At 73.5% G+C, this 12,223-nt stretch carries 11 protein-coding genes; all 11 read left to right on the top strand.

Annotated elements, in window-relative coordinates; translation table 11 throughout:
- Nucleotides 1-389 precede the first annotated feature (389 nt).
- Nucleotides 390-917: a DUF2617 family protein gene (locus ABEA82_RS10965; RefSeq protein ID WP_345661201.1), complete on the top strand. Its 528-nt coding sequence runs from the start codon at nucleotides 390-392 to the stop codon at nucleotides 915-917.
- A gap of 122 nt (nucleotides 918-1,039) precedes the next feature.
- Nucleotides 1,040-2,698, top strand: coding sequence for a polyamine aminopropyltransferase (locus ABEA82_RS10960; RefSeq protein ID WP_345661200.1), 1,659 nt, complete (start codon nucleotides 1,040-1,042; stop codon nucleotides 2,696-2,698).
- Nucleotides 2,699-2,813: 115 nt separating this feature from the next.
- Nucleotides 2,814-4,226 carry an SRPBCC domain-containing protein gene (locus ABEA82_RS10955; RefSeq protein WP_345661199.1) on the top strand — a complete coding sequence of 471 codons (1,413 nt, stop codon included), beginning with the start codon at nucleotides 2,814-2,816 and terminating at the stop codon, nucleotides 4,224-4,226.
- Nucleotides 4,227-4,293: 67 nt separating this feature from the next.
- A complete protein-coding gene (locus tag ABEA82_RS10950; RefSeq protein ID WP_345661198.1) occupies nucleotides 4,294-5,082 on the top strand; it encodes an aldose epimerase family protein in 789 nt (262 codons plus the stop codon).
- 10 nt (nucleotides 5,083-5,092) lie between these two features.
- On the top strand, nucleotides 5,093-5,641 hold the full coding sequence (gene pyrE / locus ABEA82_RS10945) for an orotate phosphoribosyltransferase (protein WP_030245666.1): 549 nt from the start codon (nucleotides 5,093-5,095) through the stop codon (nucleotides 5,639-5,641).
- 136 nt (nucleotides 5,642-5,777) lie between these two features.
- On the top strand, nucleotides 5,778-6,809 hold the full coding sequence (gene fbaA, locus ABEA82_RS10940) for a class II fructose-bisphosphate aldolase (RefSeq protein WP_345661197.1): 1,032 nt from the start codon (nucleotides 5,778-5,780) through the stop codon (nucleotides 6,807-6,809).
- A gap of 65 nt (nucleotides 6,810-6,874) precedes the next feature.
- Entirely contained in the window at nucleotides 6,875-8,341 is a 1,467-nt protein-coding gene (locus ABEA82_RS10935) for an MFS transporter (protein ID WP_345661196.1), read from the top strand.
- A 168-nt stretch (nucleotides 8,342-8,509) separates the two neighbouring features.
- Nucleotides 8,510-8,923: a DUF3151 domain-containing protein gene (locus ABEA82_RS10930; RefSeq protein ID WP_003991808.1), complete on the top strand. Its 414-nt coding sequence runs from the start codon at nucleotides 8,510-8,512 to the stop codon at nucleotides 8,921-8,923.
- Between the two features lie 151 nt (nucleotides 8,924-9,074).
- The gene (locus ABEA82_RS10925) at nucleotides 9,075-9,905 is read left to right on the top strand and encodes a tryptophan 2,3-dioxygenase family protein (protein ID WP_345661195.1); all 831 of its coding nucleotides are present in this window, start codon (nucleotides 9,075-9,077) and stop codon (nucleotides 9,903-9,905) included.
- Nucleotides 9,898-11,094, top strand: a complete 1,197-nt coding sequence (gene kynU, locus ABEA82_RS10920) for a kynureninase (RefSeq protein WP_345661194.1) — start codon at nucleotides 9,898-9,900, stop codon at nucleotides 11,092-11,094. Before ABEA82_RS10925 ends, kynU begins: the two co-directional genes overlap by 8 nt.
- 126 nt (nucleotides 11,095-11,220) lie before the next feature.
- A complete protein-coding gene (locus ABEA82_RS10915) occupies nucleotides 11,221-12,087 on the top strand; it encodes an alpha/beta hydrolase (protein ID WP_345661193.1) in 867 nt (288 codons plus the stop codon).
- Nucleotides 12,088-12,223 lie beyond the last annotated feature (136 nt).

The following is a 12,223-nucleotide window of genomic DNA, read 5'->3' as shown; positions in this document are numbered from 1 at the left end:
CCCGTGGCGCGACGTCCTCTGCCGTGACTCCGGCAACTGCGTTCGTCAAGAGGGCACTTCGGGGGCGGGTCCCCGACGCGGGCGCCGGTCCGGCCCGGCCCCGGGCGCCAGTCGTGGCACACCGGCGCACGCCTCCCCGAGACCGGCGCACGCCGTAGTTGAACAGTTGAGCTGTAGAGCCCTCTGAGGGATGGAAACCCTCCGAACTTGGGTAAAAACGCTGTGTCAGCGCCACAGTTCATGATTCCCTCTGACCACAACGCAGCCCCTCGGACGTCCTGCGGGCATTTCCTGAAACCGGCCGACCGGGTTGATTCGGGCCGACACCCCGGCGCGACCGGGGCGCAGCGGACCATCTCCCTCTCCTTGTGTGCCTGCGGAGCCGATCCATGCTCACGACCCTGAACACCTCCTACACCGACACGCGCGCGGCCGATCTCGCCTGGGCGCTGGGGCGCGAGCCGCTTCCCGCACTGGCCACGCTCGACATCGAACTGACGGGCACCAAAATGCAGTTGCGTCTCCTCGGCGCGTCCCACCAGGTGCTGCTGGAGGAGCGGCGCGGCATCTGCTCGGAGACGGTGGCGTGCATCCCGGGCAGCAGCACTCCGCTTCCGCTCGGCGTCGCCAAGCGGGTGGACGACTGGGAGTACGAGTTCGCGGCCCGGGTCGAGGTCCTCTCACCCGGCATCTTCGAGCGCCGTGCCCAGGAGTTGCTGGCCCTCGTCTCCGACCATCCGCACGGCCTGGCCGGCGTCTTCCCCGGCAGCCCGCACGCCTTCACGGCGCTGCTGGCCCAGCACCACGAGGGACAGGTGCACTGGCGGACCTGGCACGCCTACCCGCAGGACGGCCAGTTGGTGGCGACCCGCACCAGGGTGGGCGTACGGGTGCCGGCCGCGGCCGCCACCGGCTGAACCCGCTGCCGGGCCTTCCTCATTCGGCGAAACCCCCTCTCATTCCGACCTCGGGCCCCTGTAAACCAGCACCACACGTGTGGGTGACGAACCGCAGTCGAGGCGTGACGTAACGTCGCAGAGTGATCGAGCCGCACGTGCCCGCCCCGCCCGGTTCCCCGCCGCCCTGGACCACCCCGGGCCGCCCCGGCGGACCGGCGCGACTGCCCGTCCGGCCGGGCACCGGACGGTTCCTGGTCCTCTCGGGCGTGTTCGTCTGCGCGGCCTGCGGACTCGTGTACGAACTGGAACTGGTCGCCCTGGCCTCGTACCTGATGGGCGACTCGGTCACCCAGGCGTCGGTCGTGCTGTCCGTCATGGTCTTCGCGATGGGCATCGGGTCCCTCGCCGCGAAGCGGCTGCGCGGGCTCGCCGCGGCCGGCTTCGGCGCGCTCGAGGCGACCCTCGCCCTCGTCGGCGGGTGCAGTGCGATGGCCCTGTACGCCGTCTTCGCCTGGACCGGCGGTTGGGGCGGCGTGTGGGCCAGCGGGCCGCGCTGCCTCCTGGTCGCCTTCTCCCTCGCGACCGGACTGCTCATCGGCGCCGAGGTGCCGCTGCTGATGGAGCTGATCCAGCGCATCCGCCGCCAGGACGCGGGCGGCGCGGTGGCCGACCTGTTCGCCGCGGACTACGTCGGTGCCCTGGTCGGCGGTCTCGCCTTTCCCTTCCTCCTGCTGCCGTTCCTGGGGCAGCTGACCGGCGCGCTGCTCACCGGGGCCGTCAACGCGGTCGTCGGCGGTGCGCTGGTGCTCGGCCTGTTCCGCCGGGACCTCACCCGGCGCGCCCGCTGGCTGCTGCTGCTCTTCAACGCGTTCGTGCTCGCGGTCCTCGCCTCGGCGGCCGTCCTCGTCGACGACTTCGAGCGGGCCGCCCGGCACGCGGTCTACGGCGCGGACGTACGCGTGGCGCTCCAGACCGGCGTGCAGGAGGTGGTCCTCGCCGGCGGTACGGACGGGCGGTCCCTCGACATGTTCCTCGACGGCCGGCTGCGGGTCAGCGGGCGGGACGAGCTGCGCTACCACGAGGCCCTCGTGCACCCGGCCATGACCGGGCCGCACGCGCGCGTGCTGATCCTCGGCGGCGGCGACGGCCTGGCGGCACGCGAGGCGCTGCGGTACCCCGGAGTGGACCGGGTCGACGTCGTCGAACTCGACGAGGAGGTGGTACGGCTGGCCCGCACCGACCCGGCCCTGTCCGCGCTGAACCAGCACGCCTTCGGCGACGCGCGCGTGCACGTGACGACGCAGGACGCCTTCGGCTGGCTGCGCGGAGCGCCCGCGGCGGCGTACGACGTGGTCGTCTCGGATCTGCCGGACCCGGGCATCACGGCGAGTACGAAGCTGTACTCGCAGGAGTTCTACGGCCTCGCGCGGCGGGTGCTGGCGCCCGGTGGGCGGCTCGTGGTGCACGCCGGGCCCGTCGCGTCCCGCCCCCGGGTGTTCTGGACGGTGGAGGCGACGGTCCGTGCGGCGGGCCTGCGCACCGCCCCGTACGGCACGGGCGGCCGCCGTGCCGGGTTCGCCACCGTCGGGCCCGACCGTACCCCCGCCGACCGTCCCCGGGCGCCCCGGGACTGGGGTTTCATCCTGGCCGCCCGCACGGAGCCGCGTCCGCGGCTCGACCCGGGCGGTCCGCGGCCGTACGTCCTGACGGGCACGTCCCTCGCGGCGGGGGAGCGGGCGGCGCGGGAGACGCGGATCGCGGGGCTGCCCGCGTCGACGCTGGTGCACCCGCGCTACTGAGCGGGCCCGGGTGGGCCGGAGAGGGCCGGGGAGCGTACGCCCGGCGGGGGCGTCTCGGATACGAATCCCCAAGCCGGGGGTGCGTTTCGGGCTGTGCTGGGTAGAGTCCGTCCACATGGAGCACGAGGTGTTCGTTCCGGTCCCGGCCGAGCGGCTCAGAGAGGTGCTGGACGACCCCGCGCGGGTCGCCCGGGCGGTCCCCGGGCTCCAGCAGGATGCCGGCGCCGAACCCGTCGCCGGGCGGCTGAAGATCCGCGTCGGCAGCCACTCCGTCACCTACCGGGGTACCGCACGGGTCTCCCGGCGGGACGACGGGACGTACTCCGTCGAAGGCGAGGCGGAGGAGTCGCGTGGCAGCGGCTCGGTCACGCTCGCGCTGCGGATCTCCCTGCGGGAGGCGGAGGACGGCGCGACGGTCGTCTTCGAGGGGACGGCTGCGGCGGACGGGCGGATCGAGGACCTCCCGGCGGACCAGGTCGAGGGCGCCGTCACCCGGCTGCTGAACCGCTTCGTGGAACACCTCGCCGAGGCGGCCCCGGAGACGACCACGTCCCTCGCCACCCAGGACTACGAGCCCCGCGCCACGACGAACCACGAAACGACCCCGGACGCCGACGACGAGGCCCCGCCCCCACCGCCGCCACCGCTCGACGAGGCGCAGGGCTCCGACCCTGACGAGGGAGCCTCGGCCGCCGCCTCCGGCGACGGGGCGCCGGCCTCTGGGTCTGGCGCCGGGTCGGTGGCTCCCGGTTCCGGCGGTGAGGGTGCGGCTGCCGCTTCTGGCGGGGAGGCGCGGGCTTCCGGGCCGGGCGACGGGTCCTCGCCCCCCGGCCCCGGTGACAAGACTGCGGCCGCAGCCGAGGACGGGGCGCCGGCCTCTGGGTCTGGCACCGGGTCGGCGGCTCCCGGTCTCGGCGATGAGACTGCGACCGCCGGTTCCGACGCCCAGACTCCGACCTCCGGCCCCGGCGACGGGACTCCGACCTCCGGCCCCGGCGACGGGACTCCGGTCTCCGGCCCCGGGGACGGGACTCCGGTCTCCGGCCCCGGCGACGGGCCCTCGGCTTCCGCCCCTGACAAGGAGACCCCGGCCTCCAGCCCCGGCGACGGGCCCTCGACCCCCGGCCCCGGCGGCGATACCCCGTCCCCCGGACCCGGTGAGGGCCCCTCGGCCCCCGGCCCCGAGAACGAGCCCCCCGCCCCCGGTGAAGAGCCCACCTCACCCCCCGAGCCCCCTTCCCCCCGCGCAAGCGGCGCTTCGGTGTCGCCTCTGCGGCCTCGGGGCGAGGGGGTTGAGGGGGATGACGACGAGGACGAGGACGTTGCCGAGGCGGCGCATGCTCGGCGGACGATGATCGGGCGCAGTGCCGAGGAGGTCGATCACGCGCCGCCGCGCGGGCGGTACGCGCCGGTGCCCGCGCCGCAGACCGTCTCGGCTCCCGCCCCGCTGCGCTGGGCGGCCCCCGCGGCAGCGCTCGCGCTGGCCTCGGCCGTCGTGGCCGTCCGGGCCCTGCGCAGGCGCCGCTGAGACCCACCCGGCGAAAAACTTCCCGCACCGCACGAGGCCCTCTTGATCATCCCAGTAGGGTCGTCCCGTGAGTGACGAAGACATCACGCTGACCGCGGGCGACGCGGAGGTGACCGTGCAGCCGGGCAACGGCGGCCGGGTCGGAGGGCTGCGGATCGGCGGCGTGGAGGTGCTCCGGCAGGGGGAGCGGTTCGGCTGCTTCCCGATGGTGCCGTGGTGCGGCCGGATCCGGGACGGGCGGTTCCTCGACGGCGCCGCCGTGCGGCAGATGCCCCTCAACGCCCCGCCCCACGCCATCCACGGCACCGCCCGCGACAGCGCCTGGCGCACCGCCCGCACCAGCACGGCCGAGGCCGTCATCACCCACGAGCTCGCCGACCCCTGGCCCCACCAGGGCCGCGTCACCCAGGTCGTCGCCCTGACCGAGGACGCGCTGACCCTCACCATGTCCGTGGAGACGTACGACTCGTCCTTCCCGGCGCAGATCGGCTGGCACCCGTGGTTCAACCGGAACCTCGGCGGCGAGGACGTACAGCTCGACTTCGAACCCGCCTGGCAGGAAGAGCGCGGCGACGACCACCTGCCCACCGGCAACCGCATCGACCCGAAGCCCGGCCCGTGGGACGACTGCTTCGGGATGCCCGGCGGCGTCGACGTCACCCTGACCTGGCCCGGGCAGCTGGAGCTGAAGGTGGCGAGCCGCCAGGAGTGGGTCGTCGTCTACGACGAGCAGGAGGCCGCCGTGTGCGTGGAGCCGCAGACCGGCCCGCCCAACGGGCTCAACACCCTGCCGCGCCTGGTCACGCCCCTGGAGCCGCTGGAGGCCACCACGACCTGGAGCTGGCGCCGCCTCTAAGCTGGGCGCCATGACGGACACACGTGGCGCGCTGTTGCAGCAGATCAAGGACAAGGCCGTGGTGCACGGCAAGGTGACCCTGTCGTCGGGTCTGGAAGCCGACTACTACGTCGACCTGCGCCGCGTCACCCTGGACGGCGAGGCCGCCCCGCTGGTCGGGCAGGTGCTGCTGGACCTGACGGCGGAGCTGGACTTCGACGCCGTGGGCGGGCTCACCATGGGCGCCGACCCGGTCGCCGCCGCGATGCTGCACGCGGCCGCCGCGCGCGGGAAGCGCCTGGACGCCTTCGTCGTACGGAAGGCCGCGAAGGCGCACGGCCTGCAGCGGCGCGTCGAGGGGCCGGACATCGCCGGCCGCCGCGTGCTGGTCGTCGAGGACACCTCCACCACCGGCGGCTCCCCGCTCACCGCCGTCGAGGCCGTGCGCGAGGCCGGGGCCGAGGTCGTCGCCGTCGCGACGATCGTCGACCGGGCGACCGGCGCCGCCGAGAAGATCCAGGAGGGCGCCGGGGTGCCGTACCTCTTCGCCTTCTCGAAGGACGAGCTCGGGCTGGACTGACCAGGGCGTGGACGGTGGCCTGGACCTTCCGGCCAAGTCTGGAAAGATGGGGCCGACGATGACGTCGCACCCCAAGGTCTAGGTCAGGGCCGTAAAGAACGCAGTACGCCAACCCGCAGATACAAGGAGCGGACGCATGCCCATCGCAACTCCCGAGGTCTACAACGAGATGCTGGACCGGGCGAAGGCAGGAAAGTTCGCCTACCCGGCCATCAACGTGACCTCCACCCAGACCCTGCACGCGGCCCTGCGCGGATTCGCTGAGGCGGAGAGCGACGGCATCGTCCAGATCTCCACGGGTGGTGCCGAGTTCCTGGGCGGTCAGTACAACAAGGACATGGTCACCGGCGCCGTCGCCCTGGCCGAGTTCGCGCACATCGTCGCCGAGAAGTACCCGGTGAACATCGCGCTGCACACGGACCACTGCCCGAAGGACAAGCTGGACGGGTACGTACGCCCGCTGCTGGCGCTCTCCCAGAAGCGCGTCGAGGCCGGCCTGAACCCGCTGTTCCAGTCGCACATGTGGGACGGCTCGGCCGAGACCCTCGCCGACAACCTCGCCATCGCGCAGGAGCTGCTGGAGCAGGCCCGCGCCGCGAAGATCATCCTCGAGGTGGAGATCACCCCGACCGGTGGCGAGGAGGACGGCGTCTCCCACGAGATCAACGACTCCCTGTACACCACGGTCGACGACGCGATCCGCACCGCCGAGGCCCTCGGCCTCGGTGAGAAGGGCCGCTACCTGCTCGCTGCGTCCTTCGGCAACGTGCACGGCGTGTACAAGCCGGGCAACGTCGTGCTCCGTCCCGAGCTGCTGAAGGAGCTGAACGAGGGCGTCGCCGCCAAGTTCGGCAAGCCTGCCTCCCCCGGCCCCTTCGACTTCGTCTTCCACGGCGGCTCCGGCTCCACGGAGGAGGAGATCCGCACCGCCCTGGAGAACGGCGTCGTGAAGATGAACATCGACACGGACACCCAGTACGCGTTCACGCGCCCGGTCGCGGACCACATGTTCCGCAACTACGACGGTGTCCTGAAGGTCGACGGCGAGGTCGGCAACAAGAAGACCTACGACCCGCGCACCTGGGGCAAGCTGGCCGAGGCCTCCATGTCCCAGCGCGTCGTCGAGGCCTGCGGCAACCTGCGCTCGACGGGCACGAAGATCAAGTAGTTCCGGTTCGCGTGCGTTGAGCCCGGCACCTCCTGTGGTGCCGGGCTCTTCCGTATGCTCCCTGCATGCCCGATGTCCGGCTGGCCTCATCGCAGGGCAAGTGGATCCTGCTCACCACCATCCTCGGCTCCAGCATGGCGTTGCTGGACTCGACCGTCGTCAACGTCGCCCTGCCGCGCATCGGCCGTGACCTCGACGCGAGCCTGTCGGCCCTGCAATGGACGGTCAACGCGTACATGGTCACGCTGGCCGGGCTGATCCTGCTGGGCGGGGCGCTGGGAGACCGTTTCGGGCGCCGGAAGGTGTTCGTCGTCGGTGTCGTGTGGTTCGCGGCGGCGTCCCTGCTGTGCGGGATCGCGCCGAACGCCGGGGTGCTGATCGGTTCCCGGGCGTTGCAGGGAGTGGGGGGCGCGCTGCTCACACCGGGGTCCCTGGCGCTGATCCAGGCCTCCTTCCACCCCGACGACCGGGGCCGGGCGGTGGGCCTGTGGTCCGGCTTCGGCGGGATCGGCGCCGCCGTCGGGCCGTTCGTCGGCGGCTGGCTGGTGGACGGGCCGGGCTGGCGGTGGGTGTTCCTGCTGAACGTGCCGGTGGCCCTGGTGTGCGTGCCGGTGGCGCTGCGGCACGTGCCCGAGTCGGGCGGTGAGGGGGCCCGCGGCCGGTTCGACGTGCTGGGTGCGGTGCTGGGCGCGGTGGCGCTCGCGCTGCTGACGTACGCGTTGATCGAGGCCGGCGGGGACGGCCTCGTGGTCGCGGTCACGGCGGTGGGCGGGGTGGCCGCCGCCGTCGCCTTCGTGGTCGTGGAGCGGCGCCGGCCGGAGCCGATGATGCCGCCGGACATCTTCTCCTCGCGCCAGTTCACGGCGGTCAACCTCGTCACACTGTGCGTGTACGCGGCGCTCGGCGGGTTCTTCTTCCTCGCGGCTCTTCAGCTCCAGGTGGTCGTGGGCTACTCCGCCCTCGCGGCCGGTACGGCGCTGCTGCCGACGACCGCGCTGACGCTGCTGCTGTCGGCGCGCTCCGGGGAGCTGGCCGACCGGATCGGGCCGCGGGTGCCGCTCACGGTGGGGCCGCTGCTGTGCGCGGCCGGGATGCTGCTGATGTTGCGGGTCGGCCCCGGGGCGTCCTATCCGGCCGACGTCCTGCCGGCCCTGGTGGTGTTCGGGCTGGGCTTGGTGACGCTGGTGGCGCCGCTGACGGCGACGGTGCTGGGGTCCGTGGATGTCGTGCGGGCCGGGCTGGCCAGCGGGATCAACAACGCGGCGGCCCGGGCGGCGGGGCTGGTGGCGGTGGCGGCGTTGCCGTTGCTGGCGGGGATGGGGGAGGAGGCGTACCGGGAGCCGGCGGCCTTCGACGCGGCGTTCGGGCGGGCGATGGGGTGGTGTGCGGGGGCGATGGTGGTGGGGGCGGTGATCGCGGTGGCCACGGTGCGGAGGCCTCCGCCGGGGTGCAAGCGGCCGGAGTGTCTGCGGCACGGGGGTGTCACGGCGCCGCCGCTGGAGGGGGAGCCGGTGCGGAGGCGGCTCGGGTAGCTGCGGGGCGTTGGTGCCGAGGCCGGGGCGTGGCGCAGCCCGGCGTTGCGGGGTCCCGCTGCGCCCACCCTCCCCCAAGCTCTCGGCTTCGCTCGAGCAGGGGGGACCCCCATCGCCCCAAGCGGCACGACTGCCCGCAGCTGAGTGGGATGCCTCAGACTTGGGGGCATGTCCATTCATGAGAATCTGCTCGGGGGCCCGCCCCCGACCCACCTCCCCGATGACCCCGGGCCCCGGGAACTGCTCGCGTCGGGTGCCTCCCCGGTCGAGGTCGCGGCAGCGCACCCCACCTCCTCCCTCGCCTGGGCGCAGCTCGCCGACGAGGCGTACGAGCGGGGCGCGACCGTGGAGTCGTACGCGTACGCCCGTACGGGCTACCACCGCGGCCTGGACGCGCTGCGCCGCAACGGCTGGAAGGGCCACGGCCCGGTGCCCTGGGAGCACGAGCCGAACCGCGGCTTCCTGCGTGCCCTGCACGCCCTCGCCCGCGCCGCGCAGACGATCGGCGAGCAGGAGGAGTACGAGCGCTGCTCCCAGTTCCTGAAGGATTCCTCGCCGACGGCGGCGCAGGTCCTGGGCTGACGGCGGTCCGTGTGTGAGGTCCGTCCGTCCCGGGCGGGCGGGCCTTGCGGTTTCGGGGGACGATTGCGGAGTATGCCCTTGGGGACCGGGGCCCCCGTGTCGGATTCGGCAGGGGCGGACCGCTACCCGGAGTTATCTTCAGGAGACAGCGATGTCCCACGAGGCTCACGAGCCCGAGACCCCGCATCTCGATTTCGCCGGCACGACGCCGTACGAGGACTACGTCAGGGCGGACGTGCTCACCCACCTCCAGCACACCCTCTCCGACGACCCCGGAGAGATGGTCTTCCTGGTGACGTCCCAGGTGATGGAGCTGTGGTTCACCGTCATCGTCCACGAGTGGGAGACGGCGGCCAAGGCGTTGCGCGGCGACGACGTGCCCACCGCGACCGCCGCGCTCAAGAGGTCCGTACGCGAGCTGGAGGCGCTCAACGCCTCCTGGAGGCCGCTGGCACAGCTCACGCCGGCCCAGTTCAACTCGTACCGCAGCGCCCTCGGTGAGGGCTCCGGCTTCCAGTCGGCGATGTACCGGCGGATGGAGTTCCTGCTCGGCGAGAAGTCCGCGTCGATGCTCGTCCCGCACCGGGGCGCGCCGCGTGTGCACGCCGAGCTGGAGAAGGCGCTGCACGAGCCGAGCCTGTACGACGAGGCCGTACGGCTCCTCGCGCGGCGCGGGTACGACGTCCCGGAGTCCGTGCTGCGGCGTGACGTCGCGCTGCGCTACGAGCCGTCGCCGGAGGTGGAGGCGGCCTGGACGGCCGTGTACTCGGGTGACGAGAGCGACGAACTCGCCCGGCTCGGCGAGGCGTTGAGCGATGTCGCCGAACTGGTGTGGCGCTGGCGCAACGACCATCTGGTGGCGACCCGCCGCGCCATGGGCGCCAAGACCGGCACCGGCGGTTCCGCGGGGGTGGCCTGGCTGGAGAAGCGGGCGCAGAAGAACGTGTTCCCCGAGCTGTGGACGGCGCGGTCCTATGTCTGAACCCGTGTCCGAGCTCGCGGTGCGGGCGGAGAAGCTGGACGCCGCCGACGAACTGCGCGGCAGCCGGGACGCGTTCGTCCTGGACGACGTGACCTACCTCGACGGCAACTCCCTCGGCGCGCTGCCGGCCGTCGTCCCCGGCCGGGTCGAGGACGCCGTCCGCCGCCAGTGGGGCGAGCTGCGCATCCGCTCCTGGGAGGAGAGCGGCTGGTGGACCGCGCCGGAGCGGATCGGCGACCGGATCGCCCCGCTGGTCGGGGCGGCGCCCGGGCAGATCGTGGTCGGGGACTCGACGAGCGTCAACGTCTTCAAGGCGCTCGTGGGTGCGGTGCGGATGGCCGGGGACGGCCGCGACGAGCTGCTCGTCGACGCGACGACCTTCCCGACCGACGGGTACATCGCCGAGTCCGCGGCCCGGATGACCGGCTGCACGCTGCGGCCGGTGGCACCGGCGGACGTGCCGGGCGCGCTGGGCGACCGTACCGCCGCCGTGCTGCTCAACCACGTCGACTACCGCACCGGCCGGCTGCACGACCTGCCGGCGCTGACGGCCGCCGTGCACGCGGCCGGGGCGTACGCCGTGTGGGACCTGTGCCACAGCGCGGGCGCGCTGCCGGTGGGACTGGACGAGCACGGGGTGGACCTGGCGGTCGGCTGCACCTACAAGTACCTGAACGGCGGGCCGGGCTCACCCGCGTACCTGTATGTGCGCCGGGACGTGCAGGACCGTTTCGACTCGCCGCTGCCCGGCTGGAACTCGCACGCCGAGCCGTTCGGGATGCGCGGCGACTACGAGGCGGCCCCCGGTGCCCTGCGCGGCCGGGTCGGCACGCCGGACATCCTCTCCATGCTCGCCCTGGAGGCGGCCCTGGAGGTGTGGGACGGGGTGTCCGTCGAGGCGGTGCGGGCCAAGTCCCTGGCGCTGACGGACTTCTTCCTCCAGTGCGTGGCGGAGTACGTGCCCGAGGGCAGGGTCGAGTGCCTGACGCCGGTGGCGCACGGGGAGCGGGGCAGCCAGATCGCCCTGCGCTGCCACGACGCCGGTGCCGTGATGCGGCGGCTGATCGAGCGGGGGGTGGTCGGCGACTTCCGGGCGCCGGACGTCCTGCGCTTCGGCTTCACACCGCTGTACGTGGGCTTCGCCGACGTGGAGCGGGCGGCGCGGGTGCTGGCGGAGACCCTGGCCTGAGTGGCGCCGGAAGGAACGGCCCCCCGCCGCGGAGGCCGTTCCTTCCGGCGTGCCTGATACCGTCCCGGCCAACGGCGGCCGACCTGCGTGCCCGCCAGATACGTTTCATCGCTGAGAGGTTGGAGCATGACGGACGACGTCGCAGCAGCACGGGCCGCTGCCGAGGAGAGGTCGGTGTTCTCCCACGCGCCCGTCGACCCCGACGCCACCGCCGCCTACGGCGACCACCCCGACCAGGTGATCGACTTCTACGCCCCGCGCGAGGGCAGCGGCCCGGGCGGGCCCGCCCCGGTCGTCGTCGTGCTGCACGGCGGGGTCTGGCGGGCGCCGTACGACCGTCGTCACATCAGCCCCTTCGCGGAGTTCGTGGCCCGGCACGGGTTCGCCGTGGCCAGTGTCGAGTACCGGCGCGGTGGTGACGGCGACGGCGTCGCCGGGCGCTGGCCCGACACCCTCGACGACGTCGCCGCCGCGCTGGACGCCCTCCCGGCTTTCGTCCGGGAGCTGCTGCCGCAGGCCGACCCGCGCCGTACGGTCCTCACGGGCCACTCGGCGGGCGGGCAGCTCGCGCTGTGGGGTGCCGCCCGGCACGTCCTGCCGGCCGGCTCGCCCTGGCGCACTCCCGTCCCGGCGGCCCTGCGCGGTGTGGTCGCCCTCGCCCCGATCGCGGACTTCGCGGTCGCCGACAAGCTGGACGTGTGCGGCGGCGGTGTACGTCAGTTCCTGGGCGGGGACGAGTACTTCAGCGAGCGGCAGCCCTACGCGGACCCGGCGCTGCTGCTGCCCACCGGCATCGCCACCACCCTCGTGCAGGGCCGTTCGGACCTCGACGTGCCGCAGGCGGTCGCCGAGGCGTACGCGGACGCGGCGGCGAAGGCGGGGGAGGTGGTCGGGCTGACCCTGCTGGAGGAGGTCGGGCACTTCCCGCTCATCGACCCGGCGGCGGACGCGTGCGCGGTGGTGGTCGAGGAGATCGAGCAACTGGCCTGGTGAGCGGCGCTCTTGGCGGCACCCCTGAGGAGCCGTCCCGGTGCCGCCCCGGTGCCGTCCCGGTGCCGTCCCGGTGCCGCCCCGGTCATCCCCCTAGTACCTGAGAGCTACGCCGGAGATGGGTTCCCCAGTGTGACGC

Origin of the sequence: Streptomyces venetus (assembly GCF_039540295.1) — a bacterium.
GTDB lineage: Bacteria > Actinomycetota > Actinomycetes > Streptomycetales > Streptomycetaceae > Streptomyces > Streptomyces venetus.
The sequence above is the reverse complement of the archived record's forward strand: the minus strand, read 5'-3'. Positions and strand labels throughout refer to the sequence as shown.

What these genes read in the sequence shown, in the direction of transcription:
- ABEA82_RS10965 (WP_345661201.1), top strand. Translation starts at nt 390, where the DNA reads ATGCTCACGACCCTGAACACCTCCTACACCGACACGCGCGCGGCCGAT.
- ABEA82_RS10955 (WP_345661199.1), top strand. Translation starts at nt 2,814, where the DNA reads ATGGAGCACGAGGTGTTCGTTCCGGTCCCGGCCGAGCGGCTCAGAGAG.
- pyrE (WP_030245666.1), top strand. Translation starts at nt 5,093, where the DNA reads ATGACGGACACACGTGGCGCGCTGTTGCAGCAGATCAAGGACAAGGCC.
- fbaA (WP_345661197.1), top strand. Translation starts at nt 5,778, where the DNA reads ATGCCCATCGCAACTCCCGAGGTCTACAACGAGATGCTGGACCGGGCG.
- ABEA82_RS10935 (WP_345661196.1), top strand. Translation starts at nt 6,875, where the DNA reads ATGCCCGATGTCCGGCTGGCCTCATCGCAGGGCAAGTGGATCCTGCTC.
- ABEA82_RS10930 (WP_003991808.1), top strand. Translation starts at nt 8,510, where the DNA reads ATGTCCATTCATGAGAATCTGCTCGGGGGCCCGCCCCCGACCCACCTC.
- ABEA82_RS10925 (WP_345661195.1), top strand. Translation starts at nt 9,075, where the DNA reads ATGTCCCACGAGGCTCACGAGCCCGAGACCCCGCATCTCGATTTCGCC.
- kynU (WP_345661194.1), top strand. Translation starts at nt 9,898, where the DNA reads ATGTCTGAACCCGTGTCCGAGCTCGCGGTGCGGGCGGAGAAGCTGGAC.
- ABEA82_RS10915 (WP_345661193.1), top strand. Translation starts at nt 11,221, where the DNA reads ATGACGGACGACGTCGCAGCAGCACGGGCCGCTGCCGAGGAGAGGTCG.